The sequence below is a fragment of the Mucilaginibacter sp. OK283 genome (genome assembly GCF_900110415.1).
GTDB lineage: Bacteria > Bacteroidota > Bacteroidia > Sphingobacteriales > Sphingobacteriaceae > Mucilaginibacter.
Genome location: NZ_FODR01000006.1, coordinates 73,564 through 92,107, shown reverse-complemented (window position 1 = coordinate 92,107; position 18,544 = coordinate 73,564). Strand labels below are relative to the sequence as shown.

Genomic DNA, 18,544 nt, shown 5'->3' with positions numbered 1-18,544 from the left:
GGGATAGCCGCTTTTTGCTGAATATGGTTTTAAGCATTAAGCCATTGCTTGTTAGTTTCCACTTTCTTGAAATAAATTACCTCTGGCAGTTTGCCAAACACAAATTCGGTAACACCACAAAGCCACATTTTTTGGTTAAGCTCTTCGCCGTTGTATTGGCCAAGCAGGTAAATGCCGCCGCCCACATGATCGCGATAATCTTCAATAAGTTGAAGCGGCGTTGCGTTTTCAAAAGGTTCTTCGGCCAGCTGCAGTTCTACTTCGCGGGCACCCTGGCCAACATAGTCAAGCATGATGTCGGCACCATCAACCATTTCCAGGTCGGCATGCATACCTTGCCAGTCGGGCAGGTTAATATACCAGCGGTTGGTGGGTTCTTTAATGAATTTGTAGGACGTAAGCATGAGGTAAAGTTAGTAATTACAGCTTAAATCTCATCGACCTTTTTCTACTCCCCAATCTCATCAGGAATATTACGAATCAGAAGGTTGGGTGATTACCTTGTATTTGGCTTACAATTGCGCAACGGCTGGTACATCCAACACTCCACCAAAGTCTTGATACTTGATACTATACTTCAATACACCAGCACCACATACCCCGATCGTACTGCGCTGCCATCCTTCAAATCAATAATGTAATAATAGGTGCCCGCAGGAAGGCGCCTGTTTTTATAGGTTCCATCCCACGGATGGGCGTAGCCGGTGGATGTGAAAAGCTTTTGGCCGTAGCGGTTAAATATATTTACAGTACAGGTGGCAAACTGATCTAAGTGCTGAATATTCCATACGTCATTTACACCATCGTGGTTAGGGCTGATGGCGTTGGGGATCACTACATCAAGCGGCAGCACTTTTATAATCAGGCTGTCGGTAGCCGTACATGTATTTTGGTTTTGCACCAGCAAGGTATATTTGGTTGTTTGATTTGGGGTTGCTATGGGGTTGAGTATGCCTGGGTTATCAAGCCCGGTGGCAGGGCTCCATTTCGTGTTCATTATATCGCCGGTTGCAGTGGCTTTCAACTGGATGGCATCGCCCTGGTGAATGGTTACGTTGGGGCCTGCATCAACTACAGGTTGCGGTAACAGCGTTGCTGTAAGTGCATTGCTTGTTGCTGTGGGTATAGTAAGGCACAGGTTGTGTGGGGTTACCTGGCAGGTTACTATATCGCCGGTTATAAGGCTGTTGGTAGTAAATATAAAGCTGTTGGTACCGGCGTCGGCGCCATTTACCTGCCATTTAAGCGTAGGCTCCCTGCCACCGTTAAGCACTCCTGCCTCAAAAGTGATAGAGTTGCCCTGGCAAACGTTGCCGGTTAACTGACTGATACTTATTGACGGCACTACCGGCGTAGTAAAGCTTACATTGATGCTGCCACCGCTACAACTGGCTACCCCATTTGTAGCCATTACGGTATAAGTTGTTGGCTGCATTGGGGCTACAGTGATGGATGGGGTGGTTTCGCCGGTTGACCATTTAAGGGCAACGGGTGTTTTCTCAACGGTGGCGCCAATGATGAACAGGCGTTGGCCGTTGCCGCCATGATCATTTACCACAATGCTGTCTATACGCGTTGGTGCAGGCATCTGGATGCGCACATTATCCAGCCGGTTTTGCCGGTTGGGCGATAACCACACGTTTGTAGTGCTGGTGTTATTGATTTGGTTGGTAAACTGGGCAGCGTTAAAGTCGCGGATGTCCTGGTCGCCTATGAGGTCTTTTTTGTACACCTCGGCACCATTGGCCCAAAAGCTTACGCTTACATACGACGCCGGGCCGGGTATGCCAAAATAGGTATTGGCCAGCAGGTTGATGGCCACAGCACCATCCTCGTTAACGGGAATAAAAAGTTTACGCGGATCGGGTCCGGTAGCGTTGCTTGCATTCCAGCCGGTAAAGGTATCACTCCATGGGTAAAGGATATAAGGGATACCATTGAATGTGACATTCCCCGTAGGACAGTTAACAAACTGGTGCCCAAAAGTATTGGTAGAGATGTTGAAATTGAACTGGTTTGAAAAATCGACCGGTTTGTATTTGGCATAGGCGGCGCCGGAAACATCGGCCTGGAGTACCATAGTGCTGCCAGGGCAAATAGCGGTATCATGCTGCACAATAACAGGCGGCGAAAGGATGGTCATGGTAAGGGCGTTGCTGTTGGCGATATTAAATGTACCGTTAGGCCCAGGGATACTTACCCTGCATTGCACTACATCAGCATTAACAAGTGTACTACTGGTAAATTTATTTTGATTGAATCCAACGTTAATTCCGTTTACCTGCCATTGGTAAACCGGTAATACGCCCACACCTGAGGCCACTGCTGTAAATGTAATAGGCTGCCCAACACAGCCGCTGGTTGGTTGCGAACCGATGGTAACCAACTGTGCATTACCTTTTGTATTAAATACCAATTGAAAGGTGCACAACAAAACCAACCAAAGACACTGCTTTGTAGGTAACCGCTGCTTAAATAATTGGGTTGACAATAAAGAGTTCATTGTTGGCTGGTGGAAATATACAGTTTAGATGTGAGATTTGAGATATGTGATTTGATATGAAAGGCCAGTTTGGCGCTCCCTGAAGTTAAGAACAATAGGCAGGTCGTCTTTCGGTCCTCCCAGTCGGGCAAAAAAAAGATCCGGTCAAATGACCGGATCTTTTCAAAATATCTAAAAATCGCAAGCTTATTTTATCACCGAAAACTTATACAGCGATTGAGTTTTATAAGTCTCGCCCGGCTTAAGTTCGGTTGATGGAAATTGCGGCTGGTTTGGCGAATCGGGGTAGTGCTGGGTTTCCATTGCAAACGAGGTACGAAATTCGTCCTTAATACCGCGTTTCATGGCGTTTTTGGCCTGCATAAAGTTACCACTATAAAACTGCATACCGGGCTCTTCGGTATAAACTTCCATTTTAATACCACTTTTATCACCGGTTACGGTAGCAATCGGGATTGTGATATCGTGTTTGTTAAGCACAAAATTATGATCGTAACCTTTGCCGTTTTTCAGCTGCTGATTATCGTCATTAATGCGTTTGCCAATAGTTTCTGGTTTGGTAAAATCAAACGGCGTACCTTTTACCAGCTCAATTTTACCTGTGGGGATTAAACCGGCATCAACCGGGGTATAATTATCCGCATCAATTTGTACCAAATGATTAAGGATAGTGCCACTCCCTTCGCCGTTCAGGTTAAAAAACGCGTGGTTGGTTAGGTTTACCACGGTTGTTTTATCGGTTTGGGCTTCGTAAACGCATTTAAATTCGTTGTTGTCGGTAAGGCTATAAACCACCTTTATGGTAAGATTGCCTGGGAAACCTTCTTCCATATCTTTTGACAGGTAGGTAAGCTCCAGGGTGGTCGAATCAATTTGTTTGGCATCCCAAACAACACTCTGATATCCGTTTTTACCGCCATGCAACGTATTTGGCGGATTATTGATAGATGATTGATAATCTTTACCATCAATTTTAAAATGACCTTTGGCAATCCGGTTACCAAAACGGCCTATGGTAGCGCCATAATAAGGTTCAGTTGATTTTTCAAAACCTTCTACACTTTCATAACCTAAAACTACATCAGTAAGTTTACCATTCTTATCGGGTACCAGAAGGCTTACTATACGCCCACCATAATTGGTAAAGGTAGCGGTAACGCCATTTTTGTTTTTAAGGGTGTAAAGATGAGTTTGTTTACCATTGATGGTTGATTCAAATGCAGCAGCGAATGATTTGGTGCTATCCGTTTTGGTGCTATCTGTCATACTGGTTTTTTGTTGGGTTGATGGTTGATTACAAGCTGCCAAAGATAGGCAGGCCGGTACCATAATTAATGATAGATTTTTAAATAAGTGATTCATAAATAGGTGTTGTATTGGTTGGTTTAAAAGTAATGTTTTTTACGCTCCTTTCGCTTTGTAATGAATTTCGCTTAGTGCACGCAGCTTTTCGGCAGCGTATTCTGCAGTAATATCGCGTTGCGGGTTGGCCAGCATCTCGTACCCAACCATAAACTTTTTCACGGTTGCCGATCGCAGCAATGGCGGATAAAAATGCATGTGCCAGTGCCAGTAAGGATGTTCGCCCATGTTAACCGGCGATTGGTGCATACCTGCCGAGTAAGGGAACGAGGTTTCGAACATGTTATCGTACCTCACGGTCAGCCTTTTAATGGCATCAGCAAGGGCGTCCTTTTCTTCATCTGTAAAATAAAGGATGCTGGTAACGTGCCTTTTGCTGATGATCATGGTTTCATAGGGCCAAACCGCCCAAAACGGTACCAGTACTACAAAATGATCGTTCTGAAAAATAACGCGTTCCTGGCGTTTAAGTTCAAGCGCCTGGTAATCGCCAAGCAGACTGCTGCCTTTTTGCTCAAAATGAGATTTTTGCTGCTGGGTTTCTTTAGCTACCTCAACCGGGATGCTGTTTTGCGCCCAGATTTGCCCGTGAGGATGGGGGTTGCTACAACCCATAATGTCGCCTTTGTTCTCAAATATTTGGATATGTTTTATCCAGGGGTATGATGCCAGGTTTTCAAATTCAGATTGCCAAACATCAACCACTTTACGAATCTCCGTAGTTTCCATTTGCGGCAATGTAAGGTCATGCCGGGGCGAAAAGCTAATCACACGGCAAATACCTTTTTGGCTGTTGGCTACCAATAGTTCATCATCGTTAAGGCCGCCATCGGGCGTATTTAGCAGTAACGATGAGTAGTCATTAGTAAAAACAAAGCTGCCTTTATAATCAGGATTTTCGCTGCCATCGGCACGCTTGTTGGTTGGGCAAAGATAACATTGGGGGTCGTAAGCCGGGCGGTCATTAGCCTGTGTGGCTTCTACCTTACCTTGCCACGGGCGTTTGGTACGGTGCGGTGATACTAGGATCCAATCGCCGGTTAAAATATTTAAACGACTGTGCGGATGCTCTTTAAGATCGAAATTATTAGTTTCCATTGTGTTATTTGTACAGGTTTTATTGGCTTAAGGCAATTGGTAATTGCGTTTGATTTTTCAAAAGTAGAAAAATAAATGTAAATACTACATTTAAAATAAAAAAGATTAAACGATCTATTGCCAGCTAACAGAAGCATAGGCCTTAAACCCGTCGATAAAACGTGTTACACAAAAAAGCGATGACCTGTAAGGTGCATCGCTTCCAAACTAATATTAAAAAATTATTTAGCTGCCAAAGCTTTTTTCTTAACTGTTGTAGCTGCCTTCGCCGTTTTAGTCGCGGCTGTTTTTTTAACCGCGGCAACGGCACCTTTGGCTTTGGCCGAGATCTTTTTTGCTTTTGTTTCGGCCAGGGCTTTTACATCGGCAGCTTCTTTTCTTGCCACGATGGTTTCATTTTTTGCTTTGGCAGTAATCTTTTTTGCTTTTTCACTCGCCTCGGCTTTTACCTCGACTACGGCAGTTTTCGCCTTATCGGCGGCTTCAGTTGCCTTTTTTGTTACATCAGCTTTTGCAGCCACAGCCTTTTTGGCGGTTGTTGCTTTTTTTGTGGTTACCTTTTCTTTAATATCTTCCAGTTTATCCGCTGCGGCTTCTTTTACGTCTTCGGCTGTATCTTTGGTACCTTCCCACAAATGTTCAATTGTTTCTTTAACCTTCTCAAAAAATCCCTTTTCTTCAGGTTCGGTTTTGTTAATACTCATGTTGTTTTTACAGTTAGATTGTTGCTTAACATAAAACAAATACTATTCCATGGTTATACTATCTAAGCAAATGGCCTTAATTTAAGTTTATTGTACTTTTTTAAGGTCATATTACAAGGTCATTTGACTCCGTGTTTAACACCGTGCACTCGTTGTTGTTATTTAAAAAATTGACGGCAGGCGTGTTATCATTATTATAAACCGTATTTTTGCCGGCTATATATAAAATATGAAGTTTCCGAAATTTGCCGACCTGATACTATTTGAGAACGATGATGTTATTGTAGTTAATAAACCGCCTTTTTTGAGTTCGCTCGACGAGCGTGAAGGTGGCGAGGTGAATTTATTGCGACTGGCCAAAGGATATTGGGAAGATGCACAAATTTGTCATCGACTGGATAAAGAAACTTCGGGGGCGCTTATTATTGCCAAAAACCCGGAAGCTTACCGGATGGTATCGATGCAATTTGAAAAACGGCAGGTAAAAAAGGTATACCATGCGATTATTGACGGCACCCATACTTTTGATAACTTACTGATTGACCTGCCGATATTAAACGTGGGCAAGGGCAACGTAACGATTAGCAGGCAGGAAGGCAAACGTGCCGAAACCTGGTTTCAATCACTAAAATACTTTAAGCATTATACATTGGTGGAGTGTCGCCCGGTTACAGGCCGCATGCATCAGATAAGGATTCACCTGGCTACACAAAGGGCTTCAATAGCCGGCGACGAAATGTACAAGGGTGAACCTGTATTTCTATCTAAGATAAAAAGGAAATATCATTTAGCGAAAGACCAGGAAGAATTACCTATCATGAAACGCTTTGCGCTGCATGCATACGAAGTTACATTCAAAATAACCCCCGGGACAGAAATCACCATACATGCCCCCTATCCCAAGGATTTTGAAACGCTGCTGAAACTGTTAGAAAAATTTGATAGTTAAGTTCTCTATTGTTATTAGCGTAATTGTAACTATTTACCTTGGGGTAGTTGTATCTTTAGCAACAACTAATCTTGGCGTGGTTGTATCTTTTTTTGCAGCAATAGACAATTCTTTTTTGGTTATACTTTTAGATACCGGAGCCGCATTTTCCTTTTTACAGGAAAAATAACCTGTGGCAATAATTGCCAAACATAAAAACGTAATTTTTTTCATAATTTAAAACTGTTGACAATAATAATCAAAATAAACATGTTAATCAAATAAATATCCAGAACAGTATCACCTATGATCAATCTTAACTCATCAACCGGCAATATTTCATTATAGTTAACCCAACAATCACCTCCCACTGATTTTGAGACTTATACATAACAATGTATCTTATTATATATTTCCTCATAAATAAATCATTATACGTTACCCCTCCCACAAAGGTTTAAACATTATTATAAATTCTTGACAATTACTCTTTTGATTGAGTTGCAAGTTTAATTTTATTTTTTGCAAGCGTATTTTTATCCTAAATTACCTGCACTTTGAAAACACTGCGCTTTACTATATTAATTTTATTGATTTGCTCATTCAAAGCGAGTCCTGCGCAAGTCAGCGCAAAAAAAGATAGCTTGGTTGATTACATTTTGCTGAAAAATCAGCAGAAACGCGAAGATAAAGTAATCAGGTACATCAAGTCATTCTTTCAAAATGCCCCTTTAAACCAACTGGTAGCTAAAAAAAAGGCCATAACCGACACCTTTGTACGGTATAATTTAGAACAGAGAGAGTCTATTTTATACTTCATGGAAAGTATATATCAAAGACGACTTGAAAAACTCCACGAATCACAAAATGCTTTAATAAAAGCTATTGACGAAGCTCACAAAAGCAGCAATCATTGGCTTCTTTTTAATTATTTTACGCATCTTGCATTTGTACAAACCGACGAAGGAAACGCCATTGGCGCAGTATCCAGTTATGGATTGGCTAAAAACGAGGTGAAAAATTTAAATGACCCTTATTTAGAGGCTGTGCTAAATGTCAATATTTCTGATATATATTATAAAAGCGGCCTGTATGGCCAATCGATATCCAACCTCAATCAGGCCCAACGGCTAATTGATGAAAATAAGATCAACCGGTTAAATCTTTTAAGCTTGATTACTTATAATAAAGCCGAAAATTATTTCAGAACCCAAAACTACGATTCATTAAAGGTTTGCCACCAAAAACTATTCGGCCCTAAAAACCGGACTTACAAATTACATACTTACCAAAAACGTACCGGGTATTATCTCTCTTTATTAAAACATGATTACAAAGGTGCTATAAAGCAAATTAATGAGTTATTGAAAGATAGCCTTTATGTAAAAGGCGACCTGGAGGGACTAATGCTTGCCGACGCCTATTTTAATGACGGACAAACAGATTCGGCCAGATACATGATTGAAAAACAGTTAAACCTGCCATCCCAAAGAAACCATCCGGAAATAAGATATCATCTTTATGAAGTACTTGGAAAGATAGCCGAACGCGACAATAATGAAAAACTTGCTGCCGACAATTTCAAACTGGCTTTGGGCGAGTTAAAACAAAACATTAATAACCTTTTGCAGGTGGGCGATAAATCATCACAGTTAAAAATAAATGAAGTACAGAGCTTGTATTATGTAAACTTACTAAGGTATGAACGCGAACGTTTATGGATGATATTCGCCATTGCCATTGCTGTTTTAGCGGTTGTTGTTGTAGCTATCTTTTACCGCAGCAGCAGGCAAAAACGCCATTACGAGCAGTTATTATTCGCAGCTAAAAAACAAGAGCTGGCCACAATAAACTCGCACGAAGTACGCAAACACCTATCAAACATATTGGGCCTGCTTGACCTGGTTAAGGACATTGAAACCAAAGAAGAGCTACTTAAAATACGCAAACATTTATTATACTCGGCCGAGGAACTGGACAAAAATGTTAAAAACGTTTCTGAAAAGTTAAGCGAAAAAGATTGATCTCGTAAACGGCCAACATAGGGCGAAATTTTTAGTTATTCCCGTTTACAATTCCCCGCTATTTTGCATTCTTTTTAAAATTCAGCACTCCCATAGGCGTAAAAATACTAAATCACTAAAAATACCGCCAATTAGATTAATTATTATGCATTTACAGTTAAAACGTGGTATTTGTTGAAAAAAATTATAAAAAAATCACAAATTCATGGTGATTTTTGTAAAAATAATTTAAATTCGCCTTGTTAATTGGCGAGATTAATACAAAAACTATCAATAGAACCCCAACTTTACAAATTAATTAAAAAATGGCAACTAAACTCGAGTACATTTGGCTTGATGGGTACAAACCAACACAAAGCCTGCGTAGCAAAACAAAAATCGTTAAGGATTTCAGCGGTAAAGTAGAAGATCTGGATAACTGGAGCTTTGACGGCTCATCAACTGAACAAGCACCAGGTGGTTCATCAGATTGTATCTTAAAACCAGTTTTTGTATGCCCGGATCCACAAAGAAAAAGCGCTTACCTTGTTATGTGCGAAGTTTTAGATTCAACAGGAAAACCTCATGAGTCAAATGGTCGCGCACTTATACAGGATGATGATAATGATTTCTGGTTTGGTTTTGAGCAGGAATACTTTTTATGGGATCCTAAAACCAACAAACCGCTTGGCTTCCCGGCTGGTGGTTATCCAGGCCCGCAAGGACCATACTATTGCTCTGTAGGCGCAAACAACGCTTACGGCCGCGAAATTGTTGAAGAGCACTTAGACGTGTGTTTGGAAGCCGGCTTAAATGTTGAAGGTATCAACGCCGAGGTAGCAGCAGGTCAGTGGGAATTCCAGATCTTCGCTAAAGGCGCTAAAGAAGCTGGCGACCAAATCTGGGTTGCACGTTATTTATTAGAAAGAATTGGTGAAAGCTATGGCGTATCTATCAACTGGCATTGCAAACCGCTTGGTCAGTTAGACTGGAACGGTTCTGGCATGCACGCTAACTTCTCAAACACTACCTTACGTACTGCAAACAGCAAAGCTACTTTCGAAGCTATCTGCGAGTCATTCCGCCCGGCTGTTTCTGAGTGTATCGCTGTATATGGTGCCGATAATGATCAGCGCTTAACCGGTAAACACGAAACTGCTTCTATTACCGACTTTAGCTATGGCGTATCAGATCGTGGTGCTTCTATCCGTATCCCACTTTATGCAGTTGAACACAACTGGAGTGGTTACCTGGAAGATCGTCGTCCTAACTCGGCTGCCGATCCATACAAAGTGGCTGCGGTGATTATTAAAACTGTAAAAACAGCTAAAGTTTAATCCCCCTTATATCATTAATTTCCCCTGGTTTTAAAAAGATCAGGGGATTTTTTTTGCCCCTATTGTTTTTGTTTGAGATACTGCAGATAATCGCCTTTGGTTATTTGAAACTTCCCTTCGAGCGGCCATTTATAAATATATACCCAACAGGCAACAATTCCATTTTCTGTCTCAATATTAGTCAGGCTCCTGGTATACTCATGAGGCTCAGGCTCACTTGGGCCTACTCCTTCATATTCATCAATAACAGATAAAATTTCAACAGCGTCATCCATCAAATAAATGCTGCCGTATACAAACAGATTACTATTTATATCATTAATTGCTGCCGGATATTCGCCTATATCATAAAGTCGCCCCCTGAATTTACCTTCGCCAACCAACCTACAATGTTGCTGTAAATAGGCGGCATAAGGGTTACCCTGGGCCAATAAAGTTCCATAAACAAATAAATACCGGTTAATTGCTGTCATTATAAAATTGCATAAAACAAAGGTAACAGCAAAATCGTATCAATACTTGTAAACACCAATAGCATTTTTTTATGTTTACATCGTAATGGCTATGTTACCCAACTAAAACCAGCCTTATAACTTATATACCATGAATACCAAACAGATTAAAACCTATATAGAAGAAAATAACATCCAGAAAATAAAATTCGCCTTTGCTGATATTGATGGCGTTTTACGCGGTAAAGTTATACATCCCAAAAAATTCATTGAGGGCCTGCAAAGCGGTTATGGTTTTTGCGATGTAGTTTTTGGATGGGACAGCAATGATGCCTGCTATGATAATGTGCAACTTACAGGCTGGCATACTGGCTACCCCGATAAGTTATGCCGCATTGATCTGAACACTTTAAGAAACGTTCCGTGGCAGGATAATATCCCCTTCTTTCTGGCCGACTACAGCAACCCTAATGGTAACGCCCTGCCGGCCTGCCCGCGTAGCCTGTTAAAAAAGATAGTTAACGAATGCGAAGGCCTTGGCTATCATGCCGAGTTTGCGCAGGAGTTTGAGTGGTTCAACTTCAGGGAAACACCGCAATCCATCAATGACAAAGGCTTTACCAATATTAATACCCTTACACCGGGAATGTTTGGTTATTCCATACTCCGTACATCACAAAACAGCGATTTTTATTACGACCTGTTTAACTTGCTTACACAATTTAATATACCCATAGAAGGCCTACATACCGAAACCGGCCCCGGCGTTTACGAGGCTGCCATTGCCCATGACGAGGTTTTGGCCGCGGCCGATAAGGCTGTGCTATTTAAAACAGCAGTTAAAGAGATTGCCAGTAAACATGGCATCATGGCTTCATTTATGGCCAAATGGAACGAAAACCTGCCAGGCTGCAGTGGTCACATACACCAAAGCCTATGGAGTAAGGATAAGGCCCACAACTTGTTTTATGACAATAACGATATACATAAAATGAGCGATATACATAAGCATTACCTTGCGGGGCAACTGCATTGCATGCAACACTTATTGCCTATGTACGCTCCTACAATTAACAGTTACAAACGACTTGTTGAGGGCGCCTGGGCGCCAACCACCATTACATGGGGGGTAGATAACCGCACCACAGCCCTGCGTGTTATTAATACCACGCCAGGTTATACCCGCCTGGAAACCCGCATACCGGGCTCAGATACAAATCCTTATTTGGCCATAGCGGCAGCATTGGCTTCTGGTTTGTACGGTATAAAAAACAAGCTGCCACTAAACATCGAACCTACCACAGGCAATGGCTATGAAGATAAACGCAACGGCGTATTAGCCAAAAACCTGTTTGATGCCGCCACAAATATGCAAAATTCGTCATTAGCCAAAGAGTTGTTTGGCGAGGGTTTTGTTGGCCATTTTACCCAAACACGGCTATGGGAGAATCGCCAATACGCAAAACATGTTACTGATTGGGAATTGAAGAGGTATTTTGAAGTGATATAGAGGTTTCTGAACTCGGATTAGGCGGATTTATAGATTTAACAGAATGTCAGGTTGCTTTTCAGAATTCCGTTAATTCTTGAATTCCACAAATTCCGGTTCAGACAAAGAACCTATTTATTCCATCACCGACAAAACATTATGCAAATCACATTCCTTATTCCATTTTATTATCTAATCTTTGTAGCCTAAATTATGTAAATGGACTTTTCTTTAATTGTTAAAAAAGCATGGGAAGGGTATGACGCGTCCAAAACTATCAAGTTTATTGAGGACATCAGCGCCATGGTATCTACCAACCATGTATACCGTATTACCTTTGATGACGACGATATCATTATTGCCAAGCTATCTTATTTTGGTAAGTTTGAGCACTTTAAAGAGGATCACCGCATCATCCAAACCTTAGCCAATAACCTGCTTTATCCTTTTGAAAATTTACTTGCACGCTCGTTACTTAAAAATAACAGGGTATATATTTATCATTATAAGCATGGCAAAACTGATGCCTGGGTGGTATTTTATAACCCAACGCGTATACTAAACCGCCTGCCGCGCCGCCTGGATGACAACCATATTAAAAAGCTTGGGCAACAAGTGGGTAAGTTTCATAAAGCCTGTTCGAGGGTTAAAAATGTACTTCCAAAATCCTCAAAAACTTTACGTACCGATATTTCGTCGTTGATGCACCAGTTGGAAACCAACGAGAAACAATTTGGCACTGCCATGCAGGCCGATTTTTTGAAGTATCATTGCGAAACTTTCATGAAAAACCGGTCGAAATACAACATGAGCTCTTTCGAGATTATCCCGGTTTTTATCGACTGGAACATCGGCAACTTTTCGGTAACCCCAAGCCTTGAATTGTATTCCCGCTGGGACTATGATTGGTTCAGGATGAGCTATCGAGTGCTTGATTTTTACTTTTTCAGCCGGGTGGTATCAGACATTGGCGACCGTACGGTATTTAGTTATGTGATTAACACTATGATGGAGGATAGATTCATCTTATTCCTGAAAGAATATCATAAAGTAAACCCGCTTACCGCCGACGAAATAAGATTTATGAAAGAAGCGTACCGCTTTTTTATCCTCAATTATGTAATTAAGGACGGCAAGCACTTTTTTAGCGAACAATATGCTCAAAAATTGCAAACCGAGGCATTTAATGTTTATTTACCATCGGTAGACAGGGATTTTGATGCGGAAAAAATCATCGAAGCGCTTAAATTAAAATAGGCTTTGAGTTAATATTTAAGCATATTGCAGCTTAATTAAAGCAAACGCAGGCATGAACAGGATAGACAACTTTAAATCTATAATAGACAGGTACAAAGTTGTTTTTTTTGACGCTTTTGGGGTTCTAAAAAACTATAAAGGGCTGCTGCCAGGCATCGAAAATACATTTGCCTACCTGGATCAGCAAAAGAAGGATTACTATATTGTTACCAACGATGCATCGCGCAGCCCGGCACAACTGGCAGAATCATATAATAACAAAGGCCTGCTTGCCATAACTCCGGATAAGATCATCTCATCGGGCATGCTTACTAAAGAGTATCTTGACCTGAAAGTGAATGATGGTATTGTGGCTTACCTGGGGACGCCAGATTCTGCACATTATATAGATAGCTCGGGGCTGCACACCCTGCCCGTAAGCCAGATTGATGCTTCGAATATTGATAAGGTAAATGCGCTGGTGTTTTTAGATGATGAGGGTTTTGATTGGTTTGAAGATTTAAATAAAACGGTAAACATATTACGCAAACGCACCATCCCGGCCATAGTTGCCAATACAGACCATGCGTATCCACTCAGCAAACACGACGTATCGATAGCCATCGGCGGAATTGCCCACATGATTGAAAAAATTGTTGGCAAGGAGTTTATCCGCTTTGGTAAACCAGACTCGCAGATGTTCATGTTTGCCTATGATTTGCTGCGCGACCAGGGACCAATCAGCAAAAAAGATATTGTAATGGTTGGCGACACCCTGCAAACCGATATTTTGGGTGGCAATAAGTTTGGCCTTGATACTGTACTGGTGTTGTCCGGCAACACCCAGGCGGTTGACGCCGAAAACCGTATAAATGCCACCGGTATTGTTCCTACCTACGTTTGTGATTCGGCTGTTATTGAGCATGGAGAATTAGCATTTTAAGTTTCACGCCATCCTTTGCTAAGCGTAGGAAGCAACAATATGCGAGTCCCTTCAAATCAACATGCCGCCCTTTTGGAGATACCCGGATGCTATTAAGTTATGCAATACCTCGTATAACAATAATGAATTTCGAATGTCCAACACCGAAGTTTTCCTTCATTATTCGAAATTGGACATTCAGTGTTCGATATTAAATCGACCTTAATTCCTCAACTTATGACATTGGGATGCGGCTCCGTACACCTGTAATTAATAAAATGAGCTACCGCTATAAACAGGCCCCCGGCCGGCACAATAATACCCTCCATTCGTCCACTCAAAAAAACATGTCCAAGCATAATAATTGCAAAGCCGGTTACTAATAAAATTACCGGCAATGGCCGCCTGTGGATGCGCAGGTAAGATAAGCCTATTGAGTATAAACCTATCATCAGCGCAAAAATGATCATCCCCCACTCCACCAGCGGCAACGCCAAAAAACTCAGGCCAATAAGTGGCAGGCCGGTAAAAACAAGCGGCACAACCGCACAATGAATAGCGCATAACGTAGATGCTGTTATACCAATCCTATCTATCCTTGCCGTAGTCTTATGGTGATTCATGTCACAAATATAAATAAATGCAACAAAATTGCATTTAAATTTGCATTATATTTGCCAATAACTTTAACATTGGTGTAACATATTATTAATAATCGCGTCAATAATTACCTTTGCAAACCATTTTCCTGATATAATTTTGACCCAGATTACGTTACATAGAATAAAAATTAACTGGCAAACCGCGTTTAATACGAGCTTAAAACGGGTAAGGCTTATTATTGGCACCATGCTTATTGTGGCGATAATTAATACGATGCCTTCTTTTTTTAAAGCTATTGAACAACGCCATGGCGTAGTGCTGCATGATTTGGTACTGGCAAATTTGCCTGCGCTTGACGTATCGATACCAATTTTTGCGCTAATATGGGGAATGGGTATCCTCATGACAATCAGGACACTTTACAAACCGGATATAGGCATAAGCTACCTTTGGACTATAATTTTCGTATGTATAGCCCGCTTTATAACATTAACCCTCGTCAACCTGGATCCGCCGGTGGGGCTTGTCCCCTTGATTGACCCGCTTACCGGATACTTTTACGGGCATGCCGCAATAACCAAAGACCTTTTCTTCTCGGGCCACACATCAACCCTCTTTTTAATTTATTTAAACCTCGAACGTAAAAACGATAAACGCATTGCACTTGCCGCCACTATCATTTTAATGTTCCTGCTGCTCATCCAGCATATTCACTATACCATGGATGTGCTGGCGGCCCCGGTTATTGTTTACTGCTGCCATCGTTTTACCAAAGCGCTGGGTTTTAAATAAGCGGACAATCATTTCAACTTCATTTTTTCAGAAAACACTAATGCAACTTTAATGCTTTACGTTTACCTTTTCAGATGCCCAGGTTATTAACCAGGTGCATGGTATCCTTTAAATCGAGGTAAAGCTTTTTAAAAATAACGAAGTTTTTTTTATACAATTCATGATTCTGCTGTTTAGGTCTTATAATGGTTTCACTATTCACATGAGTTAGTTCATCATAACTTTCGGGATACATTATTTGCATGGCGAGATAAACAGCCCCTACAGCAGATGCGTCTTCAGGTTGCAACACCACCAGTTTTTTGCCGGTAATATCAGCCAGTACCTGTGTCCAGGTGCCCGAACCTACAAAACCACCGCTTATATTAACCTGGGTAATAGCAACAGAGGCATCCTCAACCGTTTTAAGCACATCATATAAAGCGAAACAAACCCCTTCAAGCGCAGCCCTTAAAAAATGGGCCTGGGTATGGCCTGGCTTAATATTGAAGTATGCGCCGCTGGTTTTGGTGTCCCAAAGGGGAGCACGCTCGCCGTATAGATAAGGTAAAAATAAAAGGCCGTCGCTGCCGGCTGGTACTGTTTCAATGGTATTGAATAAAGCATCATAATCGGCACCTGTTAGATTATTTTTTTGTAAAAAGTTTTTCAGCAGCCAGTTTATCGCAATCCCACCGTTATTTACAGCTCCGCCGCACACATAAGTGTTTTGGTTAAGCAGGTAGTTAAAGGTCATGCCCTGGTAATTATAAACAGGCACCGGGCTGGTAATACGTACCGCCCCGCTTGTACCAATGGTGAGGGCCGCTACCCCCGGCCCTGTAGTATGGCTGCCCAGGTTTGCGCAGCAGCCATCGCTTGCACCTATAATAAATTTGGTATCAGCTGGTATGCCCAGCAAGTTTGCCGTAGCAGCGTCAAGATTGTCCTTATAATAAGTGGTATTCACTGGCTCTGATAATCTATCGGCAGTTATACCGGCAAGCTGGCAGGCTTCATTGCTCCATTGCAATTTTAAAATATCAAAAAGCCCTGTGGCCGAGGCGATAGAATAATCTATTTGGAAATCATTAAACAGTTTAAACCAGATAAACTCTTTTATCGATATAAACATATCTGCCTGCGCAAACAGACCGGAGTTATTTGCTTTCAGCCAAATGAGCTTGCATAAGGGCGACATGGCATGAATTGGCGTTCCTGTAATGCGGTATATCTCCTCCCCTTTTGGCGAGTTCCTTAAATCCTGGGCTATATTTTCGGCACGGGCATCGGCCCAGGTAATCATGGGTGCCAACGGCGTACCTGTTTTATCAACGGGGATAATGCTATGCATCGCGCTGCTAAAGCTAAACGCCTGCGGCGCATACCCTATTTTAACCACTATCTCCTGCACGCATTTTACAAAAGCATCCCAGATAATTAAGGGGTTCTGTTCGCTATAACCGGGTTCGGGAATATCAATTCCGTAATGCTGTTGGGTTACACCCAATGCCTGGCCCGTTAATGCCACAGCTACAGCCTTTGTGCTGCCGGTACCAATGTCAATACCTAATATATATTCCTGCATCATGTACCAGCCAAAATAGGATTTATCTTTGGGATGGCGGAAATAAAATGCAGGCTATCATATTTCTCATAAATTTGCCCTAATTTTCTGCCAAAAAATGAATTACAACCCACCCCAACTCCGGACCATTAAGGTGATCCGTTATGTTACGCCACTGCGCGAAGGCGGATCGTTGCCGGCTATCGCCGAAGGCGACGACGAGTTTTTATATGTACTTAAGTTCTGCGGGGCCGGCCAGGGCGTAAAGGCACTTATCGCCGAGCTTATTGGCGGGGAATTGGCCCGCCTGTTGGGCCTGAAAGTACCCGAACTGGTGTTTGCAAATCTTGATGAAGCCTTCGGCCGTTCCGAGGCCGACGAGGAGATCCAGGACCTGCTCAAATTCAGCGTAGGGCTTAATCTTGCTTTGCATTATTTGTCGGGCGCTATAACATACGACCCGGTTGTCAATACTTTGGATGCTAAACTGGCATCTAAAATAGTTTGGCTTGATTGCCTGCTCACTAACGTTGACCGTACCCCCCGCAACACCAATATGCTGATGTGGCACAAGGAACTTTGGCTTATTGACCACGGGGCGGCCCTCTATTTTCACCACTCGTGGAATAACTGGCAGGAATCGGCAAAAAGGCCGTTTGTGCAGGTAAAAGACCATGTACTGCTTCCGCAGGCATCTGAATTGGATGAGGTGGATGCCGAATTTAAGTCCATTGTAACATCTGAACGCATCTACAACATTGTGAATTTAATCCCCGACGACTGGCTTACCGATGAATCAGGAAACGGAACACCGGCCGAGCGCAGGGAAGTTTACGCGCAATTTTTATTAACCCGTATTGCATTATCGGCAATATTTGTAACCGAAGCTAAAAATGCCCGATCAGCTATTTGAGTATGCCGTAATACGCGTTGTACCCAGGGTAGAGCGCGAGGAATTTGTAAATATTGGCGTAATACTTTATTGCCCAAAACAGCAATTTTTAAAAGCAATTGTATCAATAGATGAAGCCCGGATAGCGACTTTTGCACCCGGCCTGGATATAGATTGCCTTAAAGATAACGTTAAATCGCTTGAAAAAATAGCCCATGGCGCTCCGGATGCCGGCCCCATTGCCAAACTGGATATAGCTTCGCGCTTTAGATGGCTTACTGCTACTCGTAGTACTGTGGTGCAATCGTCAAAGGTACATCCGGGTTTGTGCAAGGATGCAGAGGCAACCTTGTTGAGGCTATTTAACCAGTTAGTGGGCTAAAATCGCACAAATACAGCCAAAAAACAGTGGTGAATATCTACTGAAACAAACATGCAAAAAAGGGATGAACTTTACTCATTTAATTGATAAAACCCGGCAGCATTTTTAGCGTTTTAAATATCTAATTAAGCAATAATAAAAAATATTAACATCTTATTATAAGTTAGTTAAATAAATTTTACACATCTTTTGGTGTACCGTTGATGCACCTTTGAATACCTTTTGAGCACCTTACCAACACACTTACGGCACCCTCCCGATATCCTCCGGTGTACCAATTTATTCTTTACCCGCT

General features: G+C 42.0%; 18 protein-coding genes. 9 read left to right on the top strand and 9 right to left on the bottom strand.

Translation table 11 applies throughout. The features are described 5' to 3' along the window. Positions 1-29: 29 nt before the first annotated feature. The 5 genes from BMX56_RS15420 to BMX56_RS15400 all read right to left on the bottom strand — a co-directional run bounded on the left by BMX56_RS15420 (position 30) and on the right by BMX56_RS15400 (position 5,667). Complete coding sequence (locus BMX56_RS15420; RefSeq protein WP_090649758.1) at positions 30-404, bottom strand: DUF6717 family protein; 375 nt, start codon at positions 402-404, stop codon at positions 30-32. Positions 405-577: 173 nt separating this feature from the next. Next, positions 578-2,503, bottom strand: coding sequence for a gliding motility-associated C-terminal domain-containing protein (locus BMX56_RS15415; protein WP_090649755.1), 1,926 nt, complete (start codon positions 2,501-2,503; stop codon positions 578-580). Positions 2,504-2,689: 186 nt separating this feature from the next. Then, positions 2,690-3,865 carry an aldose epimerase family protein gene (locus tag BMX56_RS15410; RefSeq protein ID WP_090649752.1) on the bottom strand — a complete coding sequence of 392 codons (1,176 nt, stop codon included), beginning with the start codon at positions 3,863-3,865 and terminating at the stop codon, positions 2,690-2,692. A 39-nt stretch (positions 3,866-3,904) separates the two neighbouring features. Then, positions 3,905-4,963, bottom strand: a complete 1,059-nt coding sequence (locus BMX56_RS15405) for a UDP-glucose--hexose-1-phosphate uridylyltransferase (RefSeq protein WP_090649748.1) — start codon at positions 4,961-4,963, stop codon at positions 3,905-3,907. A gap of 221 nt (positions 4,964-5,184) precedes the next feature. Beyond that, positions 5,185-5,667, bottom strand: coding sequence for a hypothetical protein (locus BMX56_RS15400; RefSeq protein WP_090649745.1), 483 nt, complete (start codon positions 5,665-5,667; stop codon positions 5,185-5,187). 229 nt (positions 5,668-5,896) lie between these two features. Here BMX56_RS15400 and BMX56_RS15395 point away from each other — a divergent pair, with 229 nt between their 5' ends. Then, positions 5,897-6,616 (top strand): RluA family pseudouridine synthase, encoded by a 720-nt coding sequence (locus BMX56_RS15395; protein ID WP_090649742.1) that lies wholly within the window; start codon positions 5,897-5,899, stop codon positions 6,614-6,616. Between the two features lie 33 nt (positions 6,617-6,649). On the opposite strand, the gene BMX56_RS15390 is transcribed toward BMX56_RS15395, so the two are convergent. Next, positions 6,650-6,829 carry a hypothetical protein gene (locus tag BMX56_RS15390; protein WP_090649740.1) on the bottom strand — a complete coding sequence of 60 codons (180 nt, stop codon included), beginning with the start codon at positions 6,827-6,829 and terminating at the stop codon, positions 6,650-6,652. A gap of 323 nt (positions 6,830-7,152) precedes the next feature. On the opposite strand from BMX56_RS15390, the gene BMX56_RS15385 reads away from it, so the two are divergent. Continuing rightward, positions 7,153-8,619 (top strand): hypothetical protein, encoded by a 1,467-nt coding sequence (locus tag BMX56_RS15385; protein WP_090649738.1) that lies wholly within the window; start codon positions 7,153-7,155, stop codon positions 8,617-8,619. A gap of 305 nt (positions 8,620-8,924) precedes the next feature. Further along, positions 8,925-9,935: a glutamine synthetase beta-grasp domain-containing protein gene (locus BMX56_RS15380; RefSeq protein WP_090649735.1), complete on the top strand. Its 1,011-nt coding sequence runs from the start codon at positions 8,925-8,927 to the stop codon at positions 9,933-9,935. Positions 9,936-9,994: 59 nt separating this feature from the next. Here BMX56_RS15380 and BMX56_RS15375 read toward each other — a convergent pair whose 3' ends face one another. Next, the gene (locus tag BMX56_RS15375; RefSeq protein ID WP_090649733.1) at positions 9,995-10,408 is read right to left on the bottom strand and encodes a gamma-glutamylcyclotransferase family protein; all 414 of its coding nucleotides are present in this window, start codon (positions 10,406-10,408) and stop codon (positions 9,995-9,997) included. A 130-nt stretch (positions 10,409-10,538) separates the two neighbouring features. Here BMX56_RS15375 and BMX56_RS15370 point away from each other — a divergent pair, with 130 nt between their 5' ends. From BMX56_RS15370 to BMX56_RS15360, 3 genes are all read left to right on the top strand, one after another. After that, positions 10,539-11,897, top strand: a complete 1,359-nt coding sequence (locus BMX56_RS15370; protein ID WP_090649730.1) for a glutamine synthetase family protein — start codon at positions 10,539-10,541, stop codon at positions 11,895-11,897. Between the two features lie 198 nt (positions 11,898-12,095). Then, on the top strand, positions 12,096-13,133 hold the full coding sequence (locus tag BMX56_RS15365; RefSeq protein ID WP_090649728.1) for a hypothetical protein: 1,038 nt from the start codon (positions 12,096-12,098) through the stop codon (positions 13,131-13,133). Between the two features lie 52 nt (positions 13,134-13,185). Further along, positions 13,186-14,055: an HAD-IIA family hydrolase gene (locus tag BMX56_RS15360; RefSeq protein ID WP_090649725.1), complete on the top strand. Its 870-nt coding sequence runs from the start codon at positions 13,186-13,188 to the stop codon at positions 14,053-14,055. 209 nt (positions 14,056-14,264) lie between these two features. Here BMX56_RS15360 and BMX56_RS15355 read toward each other — a convergent pair whose 3' ends face one another. Beyond that, on the bottom strand, positions 14,265-14,657 hold the full coding sequence (locus tag BMX56_RS15355) for a MerC domain-containing protein (protein ID WP_090649722.1): 393 nt from the start codon (positions 14,655-14,657) through the stop codon (positions 14,265-14,267). A gap of 136 nt (positions 14,658-14,793) precedes the next feature. On the opposite strand from BMX56_RS15355, the gene BMX56_RS15350 reads away from it, so the two are divergent. Further along, positions 14,794-15,429, top strand: coding sequence for a sphingomyelin synthase family protein (locus tag BMX56_RS15350; RefSeq protein WP_255369854.1), 636 nt, complete (start codon positions 14,794-14,796; stop codon positions 15,427-15,429). Between the two features lie 70 nt (positions 15,430-15,499). Here the strand turns inward: BMX56_RS15350 and BMX56_RS15345 are convergent, their stop codons facing one another. Further along, positions 15,500-16,999: a gluconokinase gene (locus BMX56_RS15345; RefSeq protein ID WP_255369853.1), complete on the bottom strand. Its 1,500-nt coding sequence runs from the start codon at positions 16,997-16,999 to the stop codon at positions 15,500-15,502. 94 nt (positions 17,000-17,093) lie between these two features. On the opposite strand from BMX56_RS15345, the gene BMX56_RS15340 reads away from it, so the two are divergent. Continuing rightward, entirely contained in the window at positions 17,094-17,888 is a 795-nt protein-coding gene (locus tag BMX56_RS15340) for a HipA family kinase (RefSeq protein WP_090649719.1), read from the top strand. Continuing rightward, the gene (locus BMX56_RS15335) at positions 17,869-18,249 is read left to right on the top strand and encodes a DUF3037 domain-containing protein (RefSeq protein ID WP_090649716.1); all 381 of its coding nucleotides are present in this window, start codon (positions 17,869-17,871) and stop codon (positions 18,247-18,249) included. The genes BMX56_RS15340 and BMX56_RS15335 overlap by 20 nt, the downstream gene beginning before the upstream one ends. The last annotated feature ends 295 nt before the right edge of the window (positions 18,250-18,544 follow it).

Coding starts and splice junctions, on each gene's coding strand:
- BMX56_RS15420 (WP_090649758.1), bottom strand. CDS start 404: ATGCTTACGTCCTACAAATTCATTAAAGAACCCACCAACCGCTGGTAT.
- BMX56_RS15415 (WP_090649755.1), bottom strand. CDS start 2,503: ATGAACTCTTTATTGTCAACCCAATTATTTAAGCAGCGGTTACCTACA.
- BMX56_RS15410 (WP_090649752.1), bottom strand. CDS start 3,865: ATGAATCACTTATTTAAAAATCTATCATTAATTATGGTACCGGCCTGC.
- BMX56_RS15405 (WP_090649748.1), bottom strand. CDS start 4,963: ATGGAAACTAATAATTTCGATCTTAAAGAGCATCCGCACAGTCGTTTA.
- BMX56_RS15400 (WP_090649745.1), bottom strand. CDS start 5,667: ATGAGTATTAACAAAACCGAACCTGAAGAAAAGGGATTTTTTGAGAAG.
- BMX56_RS15395 (WP_090649742.1), top strand. CDS start 5,897: ATGAAGTTTCCGAAATTTGCCGACCTGATACTATTTGAGAACGATGAT.
- BMX56_RS15390 (WP_090649740.1), bottom strand. CDS start 6,829: ATGAAAAAAATTACGTTTTTATGTTTGGCAATTATTGCCACAGGTTAT.
- BMX56_RS15380 (WP_090649735.1), top strand. CDS start 8,925: ATGGCAACTAAACTCGAGTACATTTGGCTTGATGGGTACAAACCAACA.
- BMX56_RS15375 (WP_090649733.1), bottom strand. CDS start 10,408: ATGACAGCAATTAACCGGTATTTATTTGTTTATGGAACTTTATTGGCC.
- BMX56_RS15370 (WP_090649730.1), top strand. CDS start 10,539: ATGAATACCAAACAGATTAAAACCTATATAGAAGAAAATAACATCCAG.
- BMX56_RS15365 (WP_090649728.1), top strand. CDS start 12,096: ATGGACTTTTCTTTAATTGTTAAAAAAGCATGGGAAGGGTATGACGCG.
- BMX56_RS15360 (WP_090649725.1), top strand. CDS start 13,186: ATGAACAGGATAGACAACTTTAAATCTATAATAGACAGGTACAAAGTT.
- BMX56_RS15355 (WP_090649722.1), bottom strand. CDS start 14,657: ATGAATCACCATAAGACTACGGCAAGGATAGATAGGATTGGTATAACA.
- BMX56_RS15345 (WP_255369853.1), bottom strand. CDS start 16,999: ATGATGCAGGAATATATATTAGGTATTGACATTGGTACCGGCAGCACA.
- BMX56_RS15340 (WP_090649719.1), top strand. CDS start 17,094: ATGAATTACAACCCACCCCAACTCCGGACCATTAAGGTGATCCGTTAT.
- BMX56_RS15335 (WP_090649716.1), top strand. CDS start 17,869: ATGCCCGATCAGCTATTTGAGTATGCCGTAATACGCGTTGTACCCAGG.